17 protein-coding genes and 1 pseudogene are annotated in these 24,347 nt (G+C 49.7%); all 18 read left to right on the forward strand.

What is annotated here, in order from left to right; all coding sequences use genetic code 11:
* Positions 1 to 108 precede the first annotated feature (108 nt).
* A complete protein-coding gene (locus BMY78_RS25855; RefSeq protein WP_063567994.1) occupies positions 109 to 990 on the forward strand; it encodes a carbohydrate ABC transporter permease in 882 nt (293 codons plus the stop codon).
* Positions 991 to 1,827 (forward strand): carbohydrate ABC transporter permease, encoded by an 837-nt coding sequence (locus BMY78_RS25860; RefSeq protein WP_076290578.1) that lies wholly within the window; start codon positions 991 to 993, stop codon positions 1,825 to 1,827. It abuts the gene before it with no gap.
* 604 nt (positions 1,828 to 2,431) lie between these two features.
* Positions 2,432 to 3,730 (forward strand): ABC transporter substrate-binding protein, encoded by a 1,299-nt coding sequence (locus BMY78_RS25870; protein ID WP_090904199.1) that lies wholly within the window; start codon positions 2,432 to 2,434, stop codon positions 3,728 to 3,730.
* Positions 3,731 to 4,216: 486 nt separating this feature from the next.
* On the forward strand, positions 4,217 to 4,807 hold the full coding sequence (locus BMY78_RS25875; RefSeq protein WP_090904200.1) for a TetR/AcrR family transcriptional regulator: 591 nt from the start codon (positions 4,217 to 4,219) through the stop codon (positions 4,805 to 4,807).
* 78 nt (positions 4,808 to 4,885) lie between these two features.
* Positions 4,886 to 6,907: an alpha/beta fold hydrolase gene (locus BMY78_RS25880; RefSeq protein WP_090904201.1), complete on the forward strand. Its 2,022-nt coding sequence runs from the start codon at positions 4,886 to 4,888 to the stop codon at positions 6,905 to 6,907.
* 228 nt (positions 6,908 to 7,135) lie between these two features.
* Positions 7,136 to 8,086: a DUF1177 domain-containing protein gene (locus tag BMY78_RS25885; RefSeq protein ID WP_090904202.1), complete on the forward strand. Its 951-nt coding sequence runs from the start codon at positions 7,136 to 7,138 to the stop codon at positions 8,084 to 8,086.
* 96 nt (positions 8,087 to 8,182) lie between these two features.
* A complete protein-coding gene (locus BMY78_RS25890) occupies positions 8,183 to 8,854 on the forward strand; it encodes an AroM family protein (protein WP_090904203.1) in 672 nt (223 codons plus the stop codon).
* Between the two features lie 19 nt (positions 8,855 to 8,873).
* Positions 8,874 to 9,810, forward strand: a pseudogene (locus BMY78_RS25895) (aminopeptidase).
* Positions 9,811 to 10,039: 229 nt separating this feature from the next.
* A complete protein-coding gene (locus BMY78_RS25900) occupies positions 10,040 to 10,672 on the forward strand; it encodes an aspartate/glutamate racemase family protein (RefSeq protein WP_090904204.1) in 633 nt (210 codons plus the stop codon).
* A 396-nt stretch (positions 10,673 to 11,068) separates the two neighbouring features.
* Positions 11,069 to 12,601 carry a PucR family transcriptional regulator gene (locus BMY78_RS25905; protein ID WP_090904205.1) on the forward strand — a complete coding sequence of 511 codons (1,533 nt, stop codon included), beginning with the start codon at positions 11,069 to 11,071 and terminating at the stop codon, positions 12,599 to 12,601.
* A 312-nt stretch (positions 12,602 to 12,913) separates the two neighbouring features.
* Positions 12,914 to 13,924: an ABC transporter permease gene (locus BMY78_RS25910; protein ID WP_177185880.1), complete on the forward strand. Its 1,011-nt coding sequence runs from the start codon at positions 12,914 to 12,916 to the stop codon at positions 13,922 to 13,924.
* A gap of 51 nt (positions 13,925 to 13,975) precedes the next feature.
* On the forward strand, positions 13,976 to 14,851 hold the full coding sequence (locus BMY78_RS25915) for an ABC transporter permease (protein WP_063568004.1): 876 nt from the start codon (positions 13,976 to 13,978) through the stop codon (positions 14,849 to 14,851).
* Between the two features lie 263 nt (positions 14,852 to 15,114).
* Positions 15,115 to 16,698, forward strand: coding sequence for an ABC transporter substrate-binding protein (locus BMY78_RS25920; RefSeq protein WP_090904207.1), 1,584 nt, complete (start codon positions 15,115 to 15,117; stop codon positions 16,696 to 16,698).
* 95 nt (positions 16,699 to 16,793) lie between these two features.
* On the forward strand, positions 16,794 to 18,131 hold the full coding sequence (locus tag BMY78_RS25925) for a M20 family metallopeptidase (RefSeq protein ID WP_256222416.1): 1,338 nt from the start codon (positions 16,794 to 16,796) through the stop codon (positions 18,129 to 18,131).
* 59 nt (positions 18,132 to 18,190) lie between these two features.
* Positions 18,191 to 19,168, forward strand: a complete 978-nt coding sequence (locus tag BMY78_RS25930) for an ABC transporter ATP-binding protein (protein WP_090904208.1) — start codon at positions 18,191 to 18,193, stop codon at positions 19,166 to 19,168.
* On the forward strand, positions 19,165 to 20,127 hold the full coding sequence (locus BMY78_RS25935) for an ABC transporter ATP-binding protein (protein ID WP_090904209.1): 963 nt from the start codon (positions 19,165 to 19,167) through the stop codon (positions 20,125 to 20,127). The genes BMY78_RS25930 and BMY78_RS25935 overlap by 4 nt, the downstream gene beginning before the upstream one ends.
* 257 nt (positions 20,128 to 20,384) lie before the next feature.
* A complete protein-coding gene (locus tag BMY78_RS25940) occupies positions 20,385 to 20,837 on the forward strand; it encodes a chemotaxis protein CheW (RefSeq protein WP_090904210.1) in 453 nt (150 codons plus the stop codon).
* Between the two features lie 286 nt (positions 20,838 to 21,123).
* The gene (locus tag BMY78_RS25945; protein WP_090904211.1) at positions 21,124 to 24,327 is read left to right on the forward strand and encodes a DEAD/DEAH box helicase; all 3,204 of its coding nucleotides are present in this window, start codon (positions 21,124 to 21,126) and stop codon (positions 24,325 to 24,327) included.
* The last annotated feature ends 20 nt before the right edge of the window (positions 24,328 to 24,347 follow it).

The raw sequence follows: 24,347 nt of genomic DNA on the forward strand, positions 1-24,347 counted from the left end.
CAATATTTTACACCCAACTGTTCACCAGGGTCGGTGTTTCCCTGTGCGAGATTGGAGTTTAATAGAACAAGAGACCAATTTCATCCATCTATAGAAGGGGAGAACGATATGAAGCATCGCAAATCTTCACAGCTGTTACAGCAGCTTGTGTTCGTGGGTCCCTCCATCGTCTTTTTTATTCTCATTATCGTGGTCCCTTTCCTGCTTGGCATGGTGTATTCCTTTACCGACTGGAACGGGGTGTCGGCGAACATTCATTGGGTAGGATTCGACAATTTCAAGCAAATTTTTGCGAATGATCCCAAGTTTCTATCTGCGTTTTGGTTTACGGTGCGCTTCACCGTGGTTGGTGTAATCTTGACCAATGTTATCGGTTTTTTCCTGGCGTATTTCCTGACCAAGCCGCTCAAGACGAGAAACTTTCTGCGCACGATCTTTTTTATGCCTAACGTGATCGGTGGATTGTTACTCGGCTTTATCTGGCAGTTCATATTTGTGAAAGGGTTTTCAGCAGTAGGCGACGTAACCGGATGGTCCTTCTTCAACCTCCCATGGTTGGGAGACGAGCCGACCGCCTTCTGGGGTATCGTCATTGTATTTGTCTGGCAGACCGCAGGGTATCTGATGGTTATCTACATCTCGTCCTTGACCAACGTATCACCCGATCTGCTGGAAGCTGCCGAAATTGATGGTGCCAGCCGCTGGCAGGTACTGCGCAGCATTATTTTTCCGCTCATTATGCCGGGAGTCACAATCTGTCTGTTCCTTGCCATCTCCTGGTCATTCAAAATGTTCGATCTCAATCTGTCGCTGACCAAAGGCGGACCGTTTGGATCAACAGAATCGGTAGCGCTGAATATTTACAATGAGGCTTTTGTGAATAATCGGTACGGCATCGGTACAGCCAAAGCACTTGTGTTCTTCGTCATCGTTGCCATTATCACCATGATTCAGGTGCGTGTGACGAAGAGCAAGGAGGTGGAGGCATAGATGGAAACGTCAAAAAATTACCGCTTCAGTACCATTGTAACCGAGATTGTTATGGTGCTCATTGGTTTATTGTTCCTGGTTCCGTTTTACTTCCTGTTTGTCAATTCAGTCAAAACATTCGGTGACCTGCTTACCAATTCGGCCGCATGGCCGGAGGTGTTCCAATGGGGCAACTATGCAAACGCCTGGGAGAAAATTAAATTCCCGTCAGCCCTGATGAACTCGCTCATCGTCACCGTAGTCAGCAATCTGCTGCTCGTGTTGATTAGCTCCATGGCCGCCTACCGAATGGTACGCAGCGATACGCGCTTCAACCGGATTTTGTTCGGCGTGTTTATTGCCGCCATGGTGATTCCGTTTCAGTCTATCATGATTCCACTCGTTACCGTAACCAGTAATCTTGGACTGATCGATAGCCTCTTCGGACTCATCATCTGTTATCTTGGTTTTGGCGCACCGATGTCCATCTTCCTGTTCCACGGATTCGTCAAATCAGTTCCGCTCGAAATTGAAGAGGCAGCTCGGGTGGATGGAAGCTCCGCCTACGGCGTGTTCTTCCGGATTGTATTCCCGCTCATGAAGCCGATGTATGTAACCGTCATCATCCTGAATACACTCTGGATCTGGAATGACTATCTGCTTCCATCCCTGATTCTGCAAAGCTCCAATTTGCGTACCATTCCGATTGCGACCTTTGCGCTCTTCGGACAATATACGAAGCAATGGGATCTTGCCCTGCCTGCACTGGTGCTTGGCATCATGCCAATTATCATCTTCTTCCTGCTGATGCAGAAATACATCATTCAGGGCATTACCGCTGGATCAGTTAAAGGGTAAGTACGGGGTAGGAGCCACTCCGGGATCATGTGGGGGAGCGAGGGAAGTCCACTCCGAGATCATGTGCGCTTACGGTCGCAGTTGCTCCTCGGTGGCCTGAATGAATGAAGGCAAAGAAGCCACCAAGTATCAAAGGCGAGCGCTTCGCTCCTCCAGCGCATCATGATCCCTCCGCTCCGACCTCGCACGGAGGTGAGCAAAGGGATTCAGGCCCGCAAAGCATGGGCCTGACTCCTGGGAAAAAGATAAAAACATGGGTCAAAGTTTTAACGAACTCACCGCATCTTATGAGGTGAATAATTGAGGTATAGAAAGTTTAACGAACCTCAGTAACGCTAGTCTGGTGCAAAACGGCATCAGAGCCTTAAAAATCGACCATATCGGCGAAATAACGCTTCCAGGATTCGTTAGAATGCAAACCATAGCAAATAGGAGCGATTAGCGTGCGCTGGGTTCGTTAAACTGGATGAACGAGATCACTAAGTAAGTGCAGGGGTTAACGACTTGCGGAATTTCGGTTGTGAATCAATCGCCGCCTGCATCCTGGTGGCTAAAAAATGCAACGAAGCTGTTATACTGAAACTACTATAGGGAGAGTGTATGTATGAAAAGAATGACCAAGTTGACGTTGCTTATGCTGATTGCTTTTTCTGTAATGCTTGCGGGTTGTGGCAACGGAGATAAGAGTGGAAGTCCTGTCAACACAGACACCCAAGGTGGCGGAGAGGCTGCTGCAGGAGACAAAACGATTAAAATATTCCAGTACAAAGTCGAAATTGCGGAAGCGTTTAACCGTCTCAAAGCGGAATATGAGTCCTCCCATCCAGGAATTAAGCTGGACATTCAGACCGTGGGCGGCGGCAGTGACTACGGTGCTGCATTGAAAGCCAAGTTCGCTGCTGGCGAGCAACCGGACATTTTCAACGTTGGTGGTTATCGTGAGCTGGACACATGGCTCGAATACCTGGAGGATCTGTCAGGTGAAGCATGGGCAAAAGATGTGCTTGAAGTTGCCAAAGAGCCGATGACCAAAGACGGCAAACTGTATGGACAGCCGCTGGCACTGGAAGGCTATGGCTTCATTTATAACAAAGACCTCTTCCAAAAAGCAGGCATCACTGAAATTCCAACGACACTGGAACAATTGGATCAGGCTGCACAAAAGCTTCAGGCCGCAGGCATTACCCCGTTCTCCAATGGATATCAGGAATGGTGGGTACTCGGCAATCATAACGTAAACGTGGCATTTGCGAATCAGGCAGATCCGGTGAAATTTATTCAAGGTCTTAACGAAGGTACGGAGAAAATCCCTGGCAATCAGGTGTTCACGGACTGGATGAATCTGCTCGACTTGACGCTGAAATACAGCAACAAAAACCCGCTCACAACCGACTACAACACTCAGGTAACCCTGTTTGCCAGTGGGGAAGCAGCGATGATGCAGCAAGGGAACTGGACGCAGGTACAAATTGATGGCATTGATCCTAATCTGAATCTCGGCATTCTGCCGATGCCAATTACGAATGAACCGAACGACAAATTGTTTGTTGGCGTACCGAACTACTGGGTTGTGAACAAGAATTCGCAAGTGAAACCGGAAGCGAAAGAGTTTCTGGAATGGCTCGTCACATCCGACATCGGGAAACAGTATATGACCAAAGAATTCAAGTTTATCCCGGCATTCAGTTCCATTCAGGCATCCGAAGAGGATCTGGGTGACCTCGCAACGGATATCATGAAATACAGCCAGGAAAACAAAACATTAAGCTGGAACTTTAACCGTTTCCCTGAGGGTGTTCCACAAGAATTCGGCAGCACGATTCAGGCATATGTAGCAGGCAAATCGGACAAAAAAGCCCTGCTTGACGCATTGCAGCAAAACTGGGATAGTCTGAAAAAATAATCACTCGGATGAGCTATCCGTATAAGTGTATAAGTAAAATAGTGCTGTCTCATCCTTGAATGGTTATCCACATACTAGTATCCACAGGCTATTGGAGCCATTCGCAACTGATTTGATTCGATGGACAGTTCATATTATGTAATTCATATTTCGAGTATCTCGAGCCTCGAACAGGTCAGCCAGAATTTCATTCTGGTTGGCCTGTTTTATTGTAAGTGGACGCCATCATCATTGCCGAATGGAAGAACAAATGGCGAACCCGCTCTTGAAATGTGGATAACTCCATCATATGGTGAGGCCCAATGACATATTTAACACAGAGTTAATACTATATGTGGATATCCTGTGTGTACAATGTTCTAAATGTGGACAAGTACGAGAAATATTTGGGCAAAGATCATCTTTTGTTAACAACATAACTTGTATTTGTTTGATTAGTACTGTATAGTTCTATTTATGAAAAATGAAAATTCAAATTCTGCTTCTATGAAATCCAAAAGTTCCAATCCGGTTAATCGGACCAAGGCAGTCGAAGTGGCTGCTCAGTTATTTTTGCGTCAGGGTTACAGCTATGTCAGCATGGATGAGGTCGTGCGGGCAAGCGGGGTATCCAAATCGAATATTTATTACCATTTCAAAAACAAGGAGGAATTGCTCCAGGCCGTGGTGCAGTACTGGATTGCCCAGTATGAATCGGAGATCTACCTGCTGCTCAATCAGCGTGAACGAGAGGTCACAGAACGGATCTATTCGTTTATGGCCTTACTGTCCGCAGGCATGGAAGGGCGCGATTATAAAGGGAGTTGTCCGTTTATTACATTGTATATGCAGACACCAGCCAGCGCACCCGAAGTGAAAGAGAGCATAGCCCGTTTCTTCCGTGAGCTGCAGCCGATGATGGAAAAGCTGTTGCAGCAAGGGGTGGATCGTGGCGAATTTCGTAAAGGGATTGAGCCGGGACCCGCGGCTGCTTTATTTATCGCTGCATTCGAGGGTTCACTTGTACTCGCGGAGACTGCACGTGATATAGGGATAATTGAACAGTCAGCACGTACATTTTGTCAGATGCTTCGGTAAACGAAGCTCTTTTTTTGATCATAACTAGTACTGTATAGTACTAAAATAAATAATGCTAAAAAGGGAGAGAGATTAGAAATGAGTATACATAATTCATCATCATCATTAAACGCAGGAGGTAAGACTGATTCCAATCCAGCTAAGAACAACATAGCGACTGAATCAACCACTATTTTGATGACAGGCAGTACCGGATTTATAGGCAAGGAGGCAGTAAAACAACTTGGGCACAGTGAAGTGCAGTTATTACTGCTTGTACGCTCGGAATCCAAAGCGAGGATGGTTCTGAATGCATACGGAGTAACGGATTTCAGCCGAATAACTTGTATTCAGGGAGATCTGTCAGCTCCTGGCCTCGGACTGACCAAAGCTGATCGTGAACGTGCTCTTCAGGCCAATGTCATAATTCATGCAGGTGGAACGATGGATGTCACATTGCAACCGAAGGTGGCAGAACAGATTTTTATGAATGGAGCAAGAGGGATGGCCGAATTGGCCGAAGAAATCCAGCGTAAACAAGGATTGAGGCACTTTATCCACGTGGTTGGTTTTATGAGTCCGTATGGAAGGAAGGATTCTCCGCCTATATCTTCAACGAATGAAGATGTTGGGGATAAGTCGAGCGGTCAGAAGTCATTGATTAGCAAAGCCTTCCATTCGGAAAGTGCTTATGAACATATGAAATTCGAAGCGGACCGCTATATTCGACAGCACGCTGAGCAGCATTCGTATGTCTTATCTGTTGTTAACCCGAGTACAATCGTGGGTCCATATCCTACAGGGGCAACCGAACAAACGGGCGGAATTGGCATGATGATACAGGCAATGAGAAGGCGTAGAATGCCGGTGATTCCTGGCGGTCGACAGCATTGGCTGCCCCTTGTATCCAATGATGTGGTTGCAAGGACCCTTGTTTTTCTGACTCAGGATAGCAATCCGTCTGGCGGGACATATCCCTTGTTGTCCAGAAAAGCGGACGGACCGGATATGAAGGAACTGATTCGGTTACTGGCGGCAGAGTTGGATGTATCTGCACCTCGATGGTCAGTGCCTCTGCCCATGATCCATGCAGCGATGAAGGCTGGTGGTACAAAGATCAGCGGGATACCGCCTGAATCGATCGCGTTTATTACCAAACAGGAGTTTGAAGTGCAGCAGACGGAGCGGTTATTTCGACGAATGGGACTAAACTTGCCTGAAGTTAGCGAGCTATTACCTTACGTAACAGCCGATTTGGATTATCGTTTCAGCTATCCTGCACAGGAGGATCTGCCTCAGAGCTGGACTAGGGCACGTAAGGGCAGTCTTGCGGTGCTGCTCCATGAGGGTCAAGGGGAGCCGTGGGTGATTGTTCATGGTTTGATGAGCAGTGCTGACGATATGATCCCGCTGGGAGATGCGCTATGGAGTATGACGGGAAACCCTGTATGGCTTGTGGATCTTGCCGGATTTGGGCGTTCTCCGGTTCATCGGAACAAGATAATAGGTGCGGCCTTCAAAGGGCAGGTCGAAGCGATGCGAAGTGTGCTGGATGAGATACAAGGTCCGGTCAAACTGTTAGGACATTCTGTTGGGGCAGCCATAGCCGCGGCGGTGATGCAGGAGAGTGGACGTGAAAATATCCAGCTTGCCTTGCTGCAACCCGTATGGGGAGCTTCAAAAGACGGAATGCAGCGCCTGATATCAAGGCTCCCGAGAAGAATGCTGCAAGGACTGTTATCTCGGATGACTCCACAGCAAGTGGCTGGACAGTTAAAAAGAGCAGATGTTTCGGAGATCAATCCAACCCTGCTGAAAGGTTATGCGAGAAGAGTTTCTTCTGGTTTGAAGTCTCCCCGCATCGCAGGAGCGAATGCTGATTTGCTCCACTGGATACAGTCTCATTCAAATGATAAAGTGTCGCAGACAAGTGCAGATGCGCAGCGCACACTTATGGTTTGGGGGACAAACGATAAGGGATACGCGCGCCCCGAAAATATCCATTCCTCCGTTCAACATGTGGAACTTCCCTATGGGCACCAATTTCCCCTGTTTCATGCGGAAGAAACTGCTTCGCTGCTTGTGGAGTGGCAAATGAAAAGAGGGTATGCGAAGAAATGAAGTGTGCATTCCCAAAATTACATGATATTCAAGTCGCTCGATAATAAAATGTTAAATTATATTACACATACAGTTAGATAAACGGAATGAAAACGTTATTTTCACTTCCATTTATACTTGTCGCACAATAAAGCGATGCTCATTTTGGCAAGGCAGTACATTGTGAGCCTCTTCTGAACTGCGATAGACTTGATTTCAAGATCAACAGCTAAGAGGAGGATGTGTACAATGCCACTTCAAAAAACGTTATTGGCACTGGACGCGCTGGACAGCGCTTATGTAAATGGTGAAAGTGTAAAGCAACTATTTGTTCAATACCCACAGGTTTCCGTTGAAGTGCTGACCGTACAAGGGGAAAAGGGAAGCACGGATTTTGTTAAAATCATCATCCCTGGTACACAAGGCAAGCTGTCGGGAGGGCAGGCCCCGACCATGGGGATTGTCGGACGACTGGGTGGAATCGGTGCCCGTCCTACACGCATCGGACTCGTCTCGGATGCCGATGGCGCCGTTGCTGCTGTCGCAGCAGGACTGAAACTCGCCGATATGCAGACCAAGGGTGATTCGCTCAAAGGTGATGTCATTGTAACTACGCATATCTGTCCGGATGCTCCCACGCTTCCGCATGAACCGGTTGATTTTATGGACTCTCCGGTCGACATTTTGCAGATGAACGAACATGAGGTTCTGCCTGAGATGGAAGCCATTTTGTCCATTGATACAACCAAAGGAAACCGGGTGATTAACCATAAAGGCATCGCCATTTCGCCAACAGTGAAAGAGGGATATATTTTACGGGTGAGCGATGATTTGCTCCGAATTATGGAGATGACCACAGGGCAGCTGCCTGTGACCTTCCCGATTACAACGCAGGATATTACGCCATACGGCAATGACTTATACCATATCAATTCCATTTTACAGCCAGCTGTGGCTACACACGCACCTGTTGTAGGCGTAGCAGTAACTGCTCAATCCGCAGTTCCGGGATGCGGCACAGGAGCGAGCCATGAGGTTGACATTGCAAGCGCAGTTCGTTTGGTCGTGGAGACAGCCAAGGAATTCACGAATGGCACCTGTTCTTTCTACAATGTGGAGGAATATAACCTGATTACTCGTCTGTATGGATCAATGAAAGTACTTCAGACCCCAGGGATCCAGGCAGCTCCGTCTGCATAGTTTAGTCGAGAAGTTCACGGTTGAAGCGGCAGGTGAAAATAATGCTGTGGACATACGTGGCTTCTACAGCCGATCTGATATGTAGGAGGCAATAAGATGACCAAGCAGCTTGGCATGATTACGATTGGACAAGCTCCGCGAACCGATGTTGCGCCTGTCATAGAAAAGTATCTGGAGGGGCGGGCGGAACTCCTTCAGGTCGGAGTGCTGGACGGGCTGTCGGCAACTCAGATTGCTGCGCTGGCCCCGGAACCTGGTGAATATGTGCTCACTTCCCGTCTACAGGATGGCAGTGCGGCTATCGTATCCCGTGAAAAAATCAGACCGATGCTGAATCAAAAGATTCGTGAATTCGAAGCAATGGGTGTCCCCAATATTCTGCTGCTGTGCACAGGTTCCTTTCCAGGTCTGCGTTCAGCCAAGGTGCACCTCATTGAGCCTGACCGCATTATTCCTCCAGCCGTACAGGCGATGGCCGATGGCCGCCGTCTGGGGCTTATCGGACCATTGCCAGAGCAAGCGGGACAGCTTGATTTGAAGTTTTCCTCCCTGGTCCAGCCTGCGTTTGCCGCTGCTTCTCCCTATACATCCGGGGAGGCTGAGTTCCGGCAGGCGACGGAATCATTAAAGGGGCGTGTTGAACTTATTTTACTGGATTGCATGGGGTATGATGAGCGCCACCGTCAGTGGGTTGCCAATGCCAGCGCAGGAATCCCGGTCATTTTGTCGAATGCTCTAATGGGGAAGCTAGTAGCGGAAATGGTCTGACACAGGAGGAGACGAACCAATGAACCAGCAACGAATTGACGTCAGTAAAAATGTTTTGGTGGAATGCCTTGGACTTCGCAGTAGTGAGACACTGGCTGTCGTAGCGGATGATGCCAAGAGAGAACTGGCCGAGTCCATATATGAGGCAGGCAAGGCACTGGGAGCAGATGCGGTACTAATGGTGATGAAGGAACGGAGCAAATCCGGTGAAGAGCCGCCTGCGCCGATTGCCGAAGCGATGAAGTGTGTGCGTAACTCGTTATTCATTAACCCATACGCAGGCGCGTAAACAGGCGGCAGCTGCTGGAACCCGGGTAGCTACGATGCCGGGCATGACGGACGATATGTTCATGAACGGAGCCATTACCGCAGAATATCCCAAAGTGAAGGCATTGACAGATAAGGTTACGGCCATGCTGAGTGCAGGGAGAAGTGTCCGTATCGAAAAAGATGGACACCAGCTGTCGTTCTCCATTCAGGGTCGTAATGGCGTACCGAGCACAGGTATGTACCTCAATCCAGGTGAATCCGGCAATTTGCCTTCCGGTGAAGCGTACATCGCCCCCGTTGAAGGCATTGGCGAGGGTGAAATCCTGGTGGATGGCTCAATTGCAGGAATAGGTGCGATCAGTGAACCTGTTCTACTGACAGTTAGAGAAGGGCGCCTTGTTACAGCAACTGGCGTTGAAGGAGACAAGTTGTTATCCATGCTGGGTGAAGGGGATGGTCGGATTCTTGGCGAATTTGGCATTGGCACCAATGACAAGGCCCGAATTACAGGTGTTGTCCTGGAGGACGAGAAAGTCTACGGTACGATTCATGTTGCTTTTGGAAGTAATAATACCTTTGGCGGCACAGTTGCAGCAGGTGTTCACATTGATGCCGTTGTGCAGAAGCCGGATGTGTACATTGATGATGTGTTGATTATGCGTCAGGGAGAACTGCTCGATCAATAACAGAGCAGAATATTCAAGGGATAACCTTGTAGATCAAAAAAAAGTGAATGAGAGCGTATGCACAACATATCCACAGTGGGGACCAATGCGTAAATTACGCGGTAGTTTTAGCGACAAATACACAACATATTCACAATATATAAAGAGATATCCACATAACTGGGGGTAACTATCAACAGTTTGTGGGTAACATATGCACAAGATATCCACAGCCTGGGGAGGAATGCTGATGTTGGGTCTTATCAGAGTGATTACGCTTCATCATGAAGAAGATATCCACAGACACGGGGCATTGATTGAAGGACGTTATGGCATTCAGGTTCGGAGTCGCTGCATTCCCGATCAACCGCTGGGGGTATATGATCAGGCCACAGAGCTTGAATCGATTCCCAAAATTGTGGATCTGGCACGAAAACTGGAACAGGAAGGCTGTACCTCCATCGGTATCAGTTGTGCAGCCGATCCGGCTCTCGCAGAAATGCGTGCCGCTGTTGACATCCCAGTCTATGGTGCTGGATCATGTGCAGCACATCTTGCGCTCACTTCAGCGGCGCGTGTAGGTGTATTGACCATCCTTGAGGAAGTGCCTCATCTAATTCGAGGAATACTAGGTGATGCCTATATTGGGATGGAGCGTCCCGAAGGTGTGGTAACTACGCTGGATCTCAACACGCCACAGGGGCGAATCGCGGCTATGGAAGCCGCCAGAAGACTGAAGGCGGAGGGCGCCGAGTCCATTGTTCTTGCGTGTACAGGTTTTGCAACGATGGGATTCGCCTTGGAAGTGGAAAAAGAACTGCATATCCGGGCGCTTGACCCGATCTATTCATTGGGAGCAGCTGTGTCTGCGTTGAATGTCTGATCTATGGAATGCCGGATGTGGATATGTGATGATTTTATATTTGGGTTAATTTGATGTTGACGCCGATGCAATGTGTATAACTGCATCGGCGTTATTTGTGTTGGATAAGGTGTTATCGGGGCTCTTGGAATAGCATGGCGCAGGTGTGCGAGGAGCGTGGATATAATTATCCTATTTTGTAATGTGAAGCGATAAAGTAATGAATTTATTTTCCATGCAATTAACTTCTACTAACAACGTATTGTTAATACTATAATTTATAAAATGAATACATAACATACGGATATCACAGAAATTCCCGTTTTTTTTGATCAGATAGTCTGGTAAACTATCCAAAAAAATTAGATACAGTATGCAAAAATGATTTGCAAATCTGGCTCAGGGTGGTCGATAGGTTTGAAAACGACAGGTATAACATTGAAAGAACTGTTGAATATTCCTATACTCAGCAAGGCCAAAGTCATTAGTGGGCACCAGGGATTGGATCGGGTTGTGCGGTTCGTGGATATTATGGAGGTGCCCGATCTGCAAGGGTGGTTGCGAAAAGGCATGCTTATGCTGACGACAGCCTATTCAATTCGTGATAATCCCGGCTTGCTCGGAGAACTAATCTATACACTTAATGAAGCAGGGGCGGCTGCTCTGGCTATCAAGCCTGCGCGTTTTCTCAAAGAAATCCCGAAAGAAGCCGTTGCAGCCAGTAATGACTGCGGCCTGCCCATCATTGAAATTCCTCCGGAAATACCCTACATGGATATTACGCAGCCTGTTATGGAATTGGTACTGGATCGACAGGCCGCACTTCTCCGCAGGTCAGAGGAAGTATATCGGACACTGATGACCATGGTACTTGAAAACAGCGGAATACAGGCGGTGGGGGACAATGTGGCTGAGCTGCTTCAGGCACCCGTGGGTGTTATCGACAATGCTGGTCAGATGATTGTGTCTTCACCGCCGGATTATGATTGGAAAGAAGCTGTGGACCCACTCGTATGGGAGATAAATCTCGATCGGCGGAAGGTTGCCCGACTGCTGGTGGACAAGGACTCCCTGGATGAAATGGAACAAGTCGGTATTGAGCAAGCCAGATTAGTATTATCCCTGGAATTGATGAGAAACAAGGTGGCGGAAGATACCGAATTGCGTCTTCGGGGCAACTTCATTGACGAACTGCTGACACCACCTCTGCTGTTGCCACATGAAGCCGAATCGAGAGGTCGCAAGCTTGGCATGAATCCGGAGCATTTATGGGAAGTTGCCGTGATGGAAGGTGAGACTGCTCCGGATGAAGACTTATTGACCGAATTGCTTGGTCAGGAGGCCAGAAAACGGAGGGTGGCGCCTCATATTGAGTTTCGGACCAACAGGGCGGTGCTCTTCTTGCCAACACCGGAGTCCCGGGATGCGGTATGGATAGATGACGTTCAATCCTGGTCTGATACGATCGGGCTATGGCTCGAAGATCCGGCCAACAAGCTTGGACAATTCAGGACAGGCGTAGGCACCCAGGTTCCACTTTGGAATATGCATCAAAGCTATGGCGAGGCCAGAAATGCACTCCTCGTATCCTCCCGTTTGTCCGGTGGGCGTACAACCCGGTTTGAGGATGTAGAGGTATATCATTTGCTGAGCGAAACGGCGAATGATCCGGGTTTTGCGGCATTGTTTGAGCGGAAGCTTGGGAAATTGCGTGCTTATGATGATGAACACAGCGGTGATTTGCTGCGAACGTTTTTTTATTATCTGGAGAGCCGGGGCAGCCTGATCGAGACAGCAAACCGGCTCTATATTCACCGGAATTCCGTGAAATACCGACTGGAGCGAATACGGGACATTACGGGATTCGACCTGAATCACCCGCGTGAACAATTTGTCTGTCATCTGTGTCTTGTGTATTACTACATGAAGCAGGATAAACAAGAGGTGTAGGACCTGCCAATCGGACATTTGTTTCTACAGCAATACCAACGATGAACTTTATGGTAGATATAGGTCGAAAAATAGCGAACTATGTCTTAGAGTGTAATTTAACATGACATAAATAGGAGACATTAGTGCACAACCGACAAACGGTTGTGCTTTTTTTTAGCTAAAAGGGACGTAGTTCGACGCTCGGATTCTAGGTAAAATAAGCACAATTACAAAGAAGAGACGGATAAACAGACAAGTTTTCAAGACTGGGCCGTCCACAGAGAAACGTAAAACAGCAAGTGAGACATGAGAGTTAAAGGGGTTGATCGATTGTTTGCTTACACGCTCCGAAGGCTGCTGCAGATGATTCCGGCACTGATCGGCATTGTGGTGATTACCTTCATCCTGTCCCGCGTTCTTCCGGGAGATCCCGCCATTGTCATGGCTGGCGAACAGGCCACGGATGATGTCATTGCCAAAATCCGAATGGACATGGGATTGGACAAGCCATTATTTGTACAGTTTTTTAGTTACGTGGGACAGTTGCTTCAAGGGAATCTGGGATTCGCCTACCATACCGGTCATACGGTACTGAGTGATTTCGCTACCCGCTTTCCGGCAACCATTGAGCTGACGTTAGCCAGTGTGATTATAGCCATCTGTGTTGCGATTCCGGTAGGCATTATCGCTGCAACTCGAAAAGAGTCCTTTATGGACCACATCTCCAGGGTGTTCTCCTTGATTGGAGCATGTGTACCCATCTTCTGGCTGGGACTGCTGTTTATTTACATCTTCTATTCCATCCTCGGCTGGGCTCCGGCTCCGATGGGACGCATCAGCGGAGACCTCAATCCACCGACGCATATCACCGGATTGTACGTGGTAGACAGTCTTATGACCGGAGATATGGTTGCACTCAAAAGCAGTCTTGCTCATTTGCTGCTCCCAGCCATCTGCTTGAGCACAGGGACAATGGCGATTGTGGCGCGTATGACCAGGTCCAGCATGCTGGAAGTCATCGGACAGGATTATGTGCGTACCGCACGAGCCAAGGGCTTGAGCGAAACCGCGGTCGTCGGCAAACACTCCCTGATCAATGCGCTGATTCCCACGTTGACCGTTCTTGGCCTTCAGTTTGGCGGATTACTCGGTGGTGCGGTCATCACGGAAACTATCTTTTCCTGGCCTGGCGTCGGCGGTTATGTCACAGATTCGATTCTGGCTGCTGATTATGCACCAATTCAGGCTTTCACACTGGTAAGTGCCATTCTGTTCAGCTTTATAAATCTGGCGGTGGATCTGGTCTATGGATTGATTGATCCACGAATCCGTTATGAATAGGGTCGCCGCGAAAGGAGGAGTACCGCTGTGAGTACTGCCGCACCGACTTCCATGGGAACCAAACCTGCACCGGCGGTTGTTCCCAAACCTAAAACCTTTCTGAGATTGTTGCTCCGCAATCGGCTCGCTGCTATTGGTCTGGCCTTTATCGTGATGTGGACTGTCATCGCAGCGATTGCCCCATGGATTGCCCCTTATGATCCGTACGTGACGAATACGGCTGTGAAGCTGGAATCCCCGTCAGGTGGTCACTGGTTCGGTACCGATAACTATGGTCGTGACATTCTGAGTCGTGTTCTGTATGGAGCCAGAATCAGCATCTGGACAGGCTTGATTGCTGTCAGCATCTCGTTTGTCATCGGGGTTCCGCTGGGCGGAATTGCTGCTTACTACGGCGGACGTACTGGCAATATCATCATGCGGGTGATGGATGTGTTGCTTGCATTTCCCTCGCTGGTACTCTCCATGGCCATTGCGGCTTCCATCGGCAACGGACTGACGAGTGCCATGATTGCTGTAGGGATTGTGGGCATTCCCGAATTTGCCAGATTGATGTATGGGCAGACGGTATCCCTGCGCGAAAAGGAATATGTGGAAGCCAGCAGAGCGATTGGTGTGAGGGACAGAGTGATTCTGTTTCGCCACATCTTGCCGAATGCTTTGGCACCGCTGTTGGTACAAGCTACGCTCGGTATGGGCTTTGCCATTCTGACGGCATCCAGTTTGAGCTTTCTCGGTCTTGGCGTCAAACCGCCTACAGCCGAATGGGGAGCCATGATCTCTGAAGGCCGGGAGTATATCATTTCCGGACAATGGTGGCTCGTGACATTCCCTGGACTGGCTATAGCCACATCCATTCTTGGCTTTAACCTGCTCGGAGATGGTTTCCGTGATGTACTGGATCCAAGGTTGCGTTCGGGAAAATAGAGGTGGGTCACCATCAGCCTCTACAGAACCGATTCATAGATAGCTAGCTGGCGGAACCGACTTGCGGGGAATGCCTTGGACTAATGGCATGCAAGGTTCCATCGCCGGCAGTAGGCAGAATGAATGCTGCTGCGGTTGGTATCAGGAAATGGGTAAGTTGCTTTCCAAGGTACTGGTGCACACATTTACTTTGTCTAATAAAAGCTGCAACGTTTTATAGTATCACATCATAAGACTGGTTCAAAAAGGGGAGGAAACTAAACATGAAAAAGCTCAAATGGTTTTCTGCAATGATTGCTCTTACCGTTGTTCTTGGCGGCTGTGCCAGCAATGCCAACCAGCAGCCTGCGGCATCCGGCTCAGGAGAGGAAACAAAACCCGCGCCAACACTTACGGTTGCTTATTCTGAGGGGGGAACCACGATGGACCCGGCGGAGGCGAATGACCTGACCTCGGATACCTTGGTACTGGCAACCTATGACCAGTTGGTAACCTATGGTGTCAAAACGGTGGATGGTGCTGACGTAGCCAACACGGAGGATATTCAGCCGATGCTCGCCGAGAGCTGGGAAGTGTCTGATGACAATACAACGTATACGTTCAAAATCAAAAGCGGTCTGAAATTCCAAAGTGGAAATCCGGTCAATGCGGATGCGGTTGTGTACTCTTTTGATCGTGTGGCGAAGTCCAGCTCCGGCAGCTTTCTATACGGAATGGCCGACATCAAGAGCGTGACCGCCAAGGACGACTCCACCGTGGAGATCGTACTGAATAAAGCAAACCACATGTTCACCCAGATCATTGCCATGTATACCTTCTCCATTGTGGACCAGAAGCTGGTCGAGGAAAAAGGTGATGATTATCTGAAAACGAATGCTGCCGGATCAGGCCCGTTCACGCTTGAAAAGTGGGACCCGGCCAGTGAAGCAGTCTTCCAGGCTAACAACGACTACTGGCAGGGTGCACCGAAGCTCAGCAAAGTTACGCTGAAATTCACGAAGGAAGCCTCCAACCGTGTTCTGCTGCTGAACAAGAGTGACGTGGACATGGCGATCGAGATTCCTCCCAAAGATGTTGCAGCTTTGCAGGAGAACAGTGATTTGACCATCAAGTCGAATGCGAGTAACCGCATTTTGTTCTTCGCGATGAACAACAATGTCAAACCGTTTGATAATGAAAAAGTGCGTCAGGCCATCAACTATGCGATCCCTTATGATCAATTGATTAACGATGTTATGTACGGTCAAGCCAAAGAGATGAAAAGTGCTGTAGCAAGTAACACACCGGGCTTTACGGATGCAGGCTATGTGTACGAGTACAATCTGGACAAAGCCAAGGCGTTGTTGAAAGAAGCAGGTTATGCGGAAGGGTTCAGCTTTGACTTTACCCTCGGTTCCGGCTTTGACGACTGGGAGTATGATGCGGTTCTGATTCAAGCAGAGCTGGCCAAGATCGGTGTCAAAATGAACATTAACAAAGTCGCTCGTGCACAGTTCCTGGAACAGCAAAAAGAAGGGAACTTAGTCTCTTACATCTCCAAATGGACTTCATTTGTTAACGACCCTGGGTACCATCTGGGCTTCCTGCTCTATGGCAAAGGCTCTTCCAACTACATTCATTACAACAATGCGGAAGTTAACAAGCTGTGGGAAGAAGCAGGTGCCGAACCGGATCAGGCGAAACGCAACGAGCTATACATGAAGGCACAGGAGATTATTACGACAGAAGCGCCATGGGCGTATCTATACGAATACAACCGGGTTGTCGGCATGAATAACAAGGTCAGCGGATACGTGTATTATCCGGATGAGGTTCTGCGTTTCTACCCGCTTAGCAAAGAGCAGTAAACGAACGGACGATCTGGGGGACAGGCAATCATGCCTGTCTTCTGACGATTCGTACGGACCACCATACAGCCCATATTGAAAGGAGCCTGAACAGGATGGATTGGAAAAGGAAGGTACTTGATGCAATCGAGGAGGGCCAGGACGAACTACTGGAGCTCTGTTCACAATTGATTCGTTTTCCGACGGAGAACCCTCCAGGGGATTCGCGTGAGATTAGTGCTTTTATTATCGAATATCTGCATCAGGCCGGAATCGACACCAAAGTACATGCGGCAACGGAAACGATGTTTAACCTGATCTCCACGTTGAACGGAGAAGGGGCAGACAAGTCAGACAAACATCTGATTTTCTGTGGTCATACCGACGTTGTGCCAGCCGGGGATCTTTCCCGTTGGGATTTTGATCCGTTCTGCGGTGAAATCAAGGACGGATATATGCTGGGACGCGGGGCATCCGACATGAAAGGCGGACTTGCTGGCTTAATCTTTGCGACGGTTATTCTGGCGAAGCTGGGTGTACCTTTGCGTGGAGATCTGTCGCTGATGATTGTTCCGGATGAAGAAACAGGCGGTGACCTGGGGGTACCATGGGTTCTGGAACGTGGTCTTGCAACCGGTACGGCGGCAGTCATTGCAGAGCCGTCCAGCCCGCAGCATCCAACCATTGGACAAAAGGGAAGCTGCTGGTTTGAATTTACGGTGGAAGGGACACCGGGTCATGGCAGTCTTCAACCTATTGTAGGCGATAATGCGATTGTGAAGGCAGCTAAAGGCATTGAAGCCTTGCAGCGGCTGTGGGACATCAAACCAGACATCCCGGAAGAGGTGAAGGAGATTATCCGCATCTCGCAGGAGTACGCGCGTGATCGGGAGAAGGCAGGTCTGGCTTATCAGGTGTTCGACCATGTCACGGTGAATATCGGTTCCATTCAGGGTGGAACCAAGGTGAATGTGGTAGCGGATCGCTGCACTGTTCAGGTGGACTCTCGCGTTCCATTTGGTGTGGATTACCGGGATGTATTGGACCGTGCTCGCTCGCTTCTGCTTGAAGCAGGAATAGAATCGGAGCTGAAGCCGTTTGGCTTCCAGGGCAATGCCAACTGGACTCCAGCGCATGAACCAATCGTGAGCCAACTGGTGGAGAGCATCAGCGAAGTGAGCGGCGAAGAGGCGTACGGTGTGCTGCAATGGGCATCCAGCGATGCACGCCACTTCCGGAATCATCAGATTCCGGTATTGCAATATGGTCCGGCAGAGCTGTCCACAATTCATAATTTCAACGAAAAAGCACCCGTATGGCAGATTATCCAGTGCGCCAAAGTATACGCGCTGAGCGCGCTTAAATATTTGGGCGTGGAAGGTATGGAAGATGAAATGTCCTTGAAGAATTCGAAGACTGCTGCTTCCGAAGAAGCTACGACGTCCAAGCGTTAATTCTTTTAGAAGAAAAAAGAAAAAAAGTTCAAAACGTAATGGTAGGGGAGGGGAACAACATGGCTGAACTGCTCGAAGTTTCGGATTTGCGGACAGAATTCATCACGGATGCAGGCGTAATCCGTGCAGTGGACGGGATCAGTCTTTCCATACGGCAGGGTGAAACGCTGGGTATTGTCGGAGAATCGGGATGCGGGAAAAGTATTACATCGTTATCAATCATGCAGCTGCTCCCCAAAAAGATCGGACGCGTGGCGTCAGGGGAAGTCCGTTTCCAGGGGAAAGACATGCTTAAGCTGTCCGGGCGAGAAATTCGTCGAATTCGGGGCAACCGAATGGCCATGATTTTCCAGGAGCCGATGACCTCGCTCAATCCGGTATTCAAAATCGGCAAACAAATCTCGGAAGCGGCACGATATCATCTGAAGCTGGGCAAAAAAGAGGCTTGGACACGGTCGGTTGATATGCTTCGCAAAGTCGGCATTCCCCGTCCTGACAAAATTGCAGAACAATACCCGCACCAGCTCTCAGGTGGCATGCGCCAGCGGGTGATGATTGCCATGGCGATGGTGTGCAGTCCGCAGCTGCTCATTGCAGATGAACCGACAACAGCCCTGGATGTGACCATCCAGGCACAGATTCTGGACTTGATGCGTGACCTCCAGCGGACGGAGAATATGGCAATCATGATGATCACTCATGATCTCGGCGTAGTAGCTGAGATGTGTGATCGCGTCATGGTGATGTATGCCGGACAAGTGGTGGAAGAGACGGATGTCAAAACCCTTTTTGCCGATCCCAAGCATCCATATACTCGCGGTCTACTCGCTTCGCTGCCGCAGCTTGCAGGGGATCAGGATCGTCTTCAATCCATTCCAGGTCAGGTGCCGAATCCGGCCCATATGCCTTCCGGCTGCCGTTTTGCCCCTCGTTGTCCGGTGAAGGAAGCACGATGCGAGACGATACAGCCCGAATTACTGGAGACAGCACCAAGCCACAGCTGCCGCTGTCTGCTGCAACAGGAGGGGATTATATGAGTGCGATATTGGAAGTCAGAAACCTCAAGAAGCATTACCCTATCCGCAAAGGCCTGTTCTCCAAACAGGTCGGTGCCGTCAAAGCAGTCGATGGTGTAACACTGTCTGTGGAGCGCGGGGAAACACTCGCCGTGGTTGGAGAGTCCGGCTGCGGAAAATCCACCACGGGGCGTGCCATCCTGCGTCTGATTGAACCAACAGATGGTGAAGTATTCTTCGAAGGCAAGGATGTACGGAAGCTGCCGCCAGAAGAGCTGCGTCGTTTCCGAACGGATATGCAGATGGTGTTCCAGGACCCATACGCCTCCCTTGATCCTCGATGGACAGTACAGCGTACACTGGAGGAGCCGCTGCTTACCCACCACAATCTGGGCAAAAACGAGTTAAAGAGCCGAATCGAAGAACTGATGGAAGTGGTCGGATTATCCCCCTACCAGGCACATCGCTTTCCGCACGAGTTCTCGGGTGGACAACGCCAACGGATCGGGATTGCCCGTGCTCTCGCTTTGAATCCCAAATTCATTGTGTGTGACGAGCCTGTGTCAGCGCTGGATGTGTCCATTCAGGCACAGGTGCTGAACCTGATGCAGGATCTGCAGGAACAATTTGGACTGACGTATATGTTCATCTCTCATGACTTGTCTGTCGTTAAGTTCATCAGTGATCGTGTGGCTGTCATGTATCTGGGCAAAGTGGTCGAGCTTGCGCCAACATCCGAACTGTTTACCGAGGCGCTGCATCCATATACCAAAGCATTAATGTCCGCTGTTCCGGTTCCTGATCCGAATGTGCAAAAGGAACGGATCGTCCTGGGCGGCGATGTGCCCAATCCGGAAAATCCACCGTCCGGCTGCACCTTCCATACCCGCTGTCCGTATGTGAAGGACGAATGCCGCTCCGTCATCCCGGAGCTGCGGGAGATTTCACCAGGGCGTCAGGTGGCGTGCCATTTGTATTAGAGTGATCATTCGAACTGAAAAATACGTTCAGAAATTGCAAACAAACTCCCGGTTTACTTGGAGCTCTGTTTGCATTTTTCTTTTTATATCTGCTCTGCTGCCTTTATTTTCTGACGATAGAATCTTCATATTAAGAAATGGGTAAAAATTTATCTCGCTTTAACCGATATAAACACAGAGAAAGCAACATGAAATGTAATGATTCATGATCAAGATGACTATAAAAAGCTTCTATTGAAACTGAAAACAAGAAGGGTATGAAAACATCTATGGATGAGGAAGTTCAAATTCAATACATCAATTTCTCGGTCGGAAATCAGATTTGTGCGCTTCGAATTGATGAAGTTCATGAAATTATTAAAATGCTCCCGGTAACCACCGTTCCTTTTGGCAGTCCTGAGATCAAGGGTTTCACACCCTTGTACGGCAAAGTGGTCTCTGTTGTGAGTGTCCGCGTCCTGCTCGGCATGCCTGACGAGGAGCCTACACCTTCGACGCGTATCATTGTTGTACCTTACCACGACGATTATGTACCGCTCGTCGTCGATTCCGTGGATTCCGTGGTGATGTATGATCGGTTTGAAGAGCCTACGGAAGAATATCGACGTTACACAACGGGCATATTCAAGGAAATCGCACACAATGACGATCATGAGGCGGGCATTCTTAATTTGGATGTATTGCTCGGTAATTTAACCAAATCGCAGTAAACGCAACGTTGAAATGTTATATACAAAGCACATATCCGCTTGATTTAGATAATGCTCCTTATCCCTTTTTGGGAACGAGGGGCATTTTTTAGTGTGATCACCTAATCGTTGAATGCAATGACGTGGTGTGTTTCACCTTTTAACAGCCATACATAATATAGTACGAAGTGGTTTGAAGATGGTTTTTCGAAGTGATGTAGCACTTTTTATGCGTAAACGTTTTTAAATCCGAGCATTTTCGTATATGATGGAGAGTAACAATGCGAAGGGATGACGGGAGACTGTAATGATGCAATCGCTGTATGGAGTATGGCTTGGTGACGTATTTTTTTGTTTTTCCGGTGAAACATCGGAGCCACGTGTGGATGCGTGGAGCCACGTGGTACGGAAGCTGAATTTTGGCGACGGGGGTCGTCTGTTTCAGCCTGCCGCTCTGCGCCTTGCGGAGCTTCGTTGGCCCAATCCGATGCGTAATGCCGCGGAAGCGAAGGGTACGAAGCGGCGTCAATTGCTCGGACGGACGTTGGAAGGGCTGGCAATCTCGCCTAAAGATACATTCAAGCTGCTGCTCCATTGGGACGAAAGTATATTGAATGCGGCAGGAATTCAGGCCGGAGAAGAGATTCGCTATTGGGTGAAAGCAGCACAGTTTACACAGGAACTGCTGCTGCGTGGAGAATTTGCTCCATCCGCTGAGTTTGCGGCCAAGACGGGTGCGCGTCGGCGCACCGGACAGGAAACACTGACAGGTGTATGGCGTCCGCGTCTGCTGCAGGAAGCGGATGTGGAACGATTCCGGGAGTTGGCGGAATCCATGCCGCCGATCGGATTGTCTGCACCTGGAGCATACGCATCTTCTGAACCGGAATCACGGGAGGAAGCGGGAGCAGCCGTATTATTTTCATTTATGAGCGGAATGATTCATGCGGTTGTCACGAGTGAGATGGAAAGCATGGACAGTGAGCTGTCTCGTTACCGCACGCCATTCCGGCGTGGGTCCTCTCCGGTAGCAGAGCTGTGGTGGAATAGTCTGATCTCGATGTTCCGCCCGGTGACGGTGCAGGGACCTACGGAAGAAATGGCAGAACTCATTGGAACGCTGCAAGAAGCTGGCGGTACGGCGAGACCCGTGGTAGGCAGTGAAGAAACGGCTCCCACGGAAGGGGAGCTGAAGCTGGTACTGCGGCTGGAACCGCCCCTTGGTGATCATGAATCATTGTGGGGGATTACCTTCTGGGCAGACAGTGTGCAGGAATCTGGGCTGAGATTGCCTGCGCGCACAATCTGGGCACATCCGGAACGAGATCTGGACCGAGGTAAAGTGCGTTATATTTCAGCTGCAGAACAGTTCCTGATGGCGTTGGGGCATGCATCAGAACTGGCACCGGAGCTGGAAACGGCGCTTCTTCATGCACGACCGGAAGGAATGAAGCTGGAACAGCAAGCCTTTTTTGAATTTTTGACCTATGCTGTGCCTCGTCTGCAGAAGGCGGGAGTAACCGTGTTAATGCCTTCCCGCTGGAGCCGAGCAGGGAAACGCCGCGCTGGGCTACGTCTGGAAATGCTCAATCGTGGCATAGAAAGACCGGTCGGGGCCCCGTCTGCACTGGGCATGGAGCAGCTGGTTGCCTTCAAGGCAGAACCGATGCTGGACGGCAAACCGGTTACGGCGGAGGAGCTGGCTGCCCTTGCAGAAGCAACGGTGCCTTATGTGATGTTCCGCGGCGAATGGATTGAAGTGGATACAAAAGAGATTCGCCAGGTTCTGCGTTATATGAAAAAAGAAGAAGAACAATATATGCCTCTATCCGAATGGCTGCATCTGGCAGCGGAAGAAGGCGAAGATACCGCATGGAAGGGACTTTCCGTCTTTGGTGCGGAATCCGAGGGGCTGCTGTCCTTTTTGCTCGACGGGCAGGTGCTCCGCAGTATTGAGCCTCGTCAAGTTCCGGCAGAGCTGCAAGGCGAGCTGAGACCCTATCAAGAGCGGGGATACCAATGGTTATCCGCCATGCGTGAGCTTGGGTTCGGAGTATGTCTTGCCGATGATATGGGACTGGGAAAAACGATTCAGGTTATCACCTGCTTGCTGGACTTGAAACAGGAGGAACAGCAAGCCGCGGCAGATGAAGCGCGTGAGCACGAAGCGTTTATGGGGATGGAAGAAGAGTTCGGGAACAGTGAACAACCGCATGTGCATGATGCGCATCTGCCTGCACTTATTGTGTGTCCTACCTCGTTGCTCGGGAACTGGCAGCGTGAGCTGAAGCGTTTTGCTCCGAATCTGTCGTTATATATTCATCATGGCGGACAACGGTTGCACGGCAATGCCTTCCAGGCGGAAGCACAGTCCCATGATATTGTGCTGACGACCTATCATCTGGCTGGCCGGGATGGCCCGGATCTGGCTTCATTGCACTGGTCTACCGTTGTGCTGGATGAGGCGCAATATATTAAAAATTACCGTACAAAGCAAGCGCAAAGCGTCATGCGTCTGTCTACGCCGCATCGCATTGCGATGACGGGTACGCCAGTGGAGAATCGACTAAGCGAGCTGTGGTCCATTTTCCAATTCCTCAATCCGGGGTATCTGGGCACGGCTTCTTCATTCCGCCAGCGCTATACCGGACTGGGCCCATCCGAAGAAAATGCAGCCTCTTTGCGTGAGCTTCATCGGCTTGTATCGCCCTTTATGCTGCGCAGGCTGAAAAGTGATCCGGATATCCGCAAGGACCTGCCGGAGAAGCTGGAACTGAAATCCTATTGTTCCCTGACACCAGAACAGACCGTTCTGTATCAGCGGGTGGTGGATGATCTGATGGGCGGATTGGATGGACGAAACGGTATCGCTCGTAAGGGAATTGTGTTGTCATCACTGACCAAGCTGAAGCAGATCTGTGACCATCCGGTGCTGGCGGACAGCAGCCGGAAGGAACATGGCAAGGCTGAGGCATCCGGCAAAATGGAACGTTTGCTGGAATTGCTGGATGCAATCCGTGACAACGGGGAGTCGGCGCTGATTTTCACTCAGTATGTGGCGATGGGGGAACTGCTCGTATCCCGGCTTAAACAGCGCTATGAGGAAGAACCTTACTTCCTGCATGGCGGAGTATCGAAGTCGCAAAGAGATGATATGGTGGAAACCTTCCAAAAAGGGGAAGGGCCATCGTTGTTTGTCCTGTCTCTTCGTGCCGGAGGTGTGGGCCTGAATCTGACGCGTGCCAGTCATGTCGTTCACTACGATCGGTGGTGGAATCCTGCGGTGGAGAATCAGGCGACGGACCGGGTATTCCGGATTGGGCAGAATCGAAACGTGCAGGTGCATAAGCTGATCTGTCAGGGTACCCTGGAGGAACGGATTGATGAGCTGATTGAGAGTAAAAAGGCACTTTCTGAGCAAGTGGTCGGTTCCGGTGAGAACTGGCTGACCGAGATGTCGGACGATGAGCTGCGTGGCCTGATCTCGCTTCAGGGCGAGACATGGCTGTAAGTTGCTATATAAGTTCAACT

The organism is Paenibacillus sp. OK076 (assembly GCF_900110055.1).
Lineage (GTDB): Bacteria > Bacillota > Bacilli > Paenibacillales > Paenibacillaceae > Paenibacillus.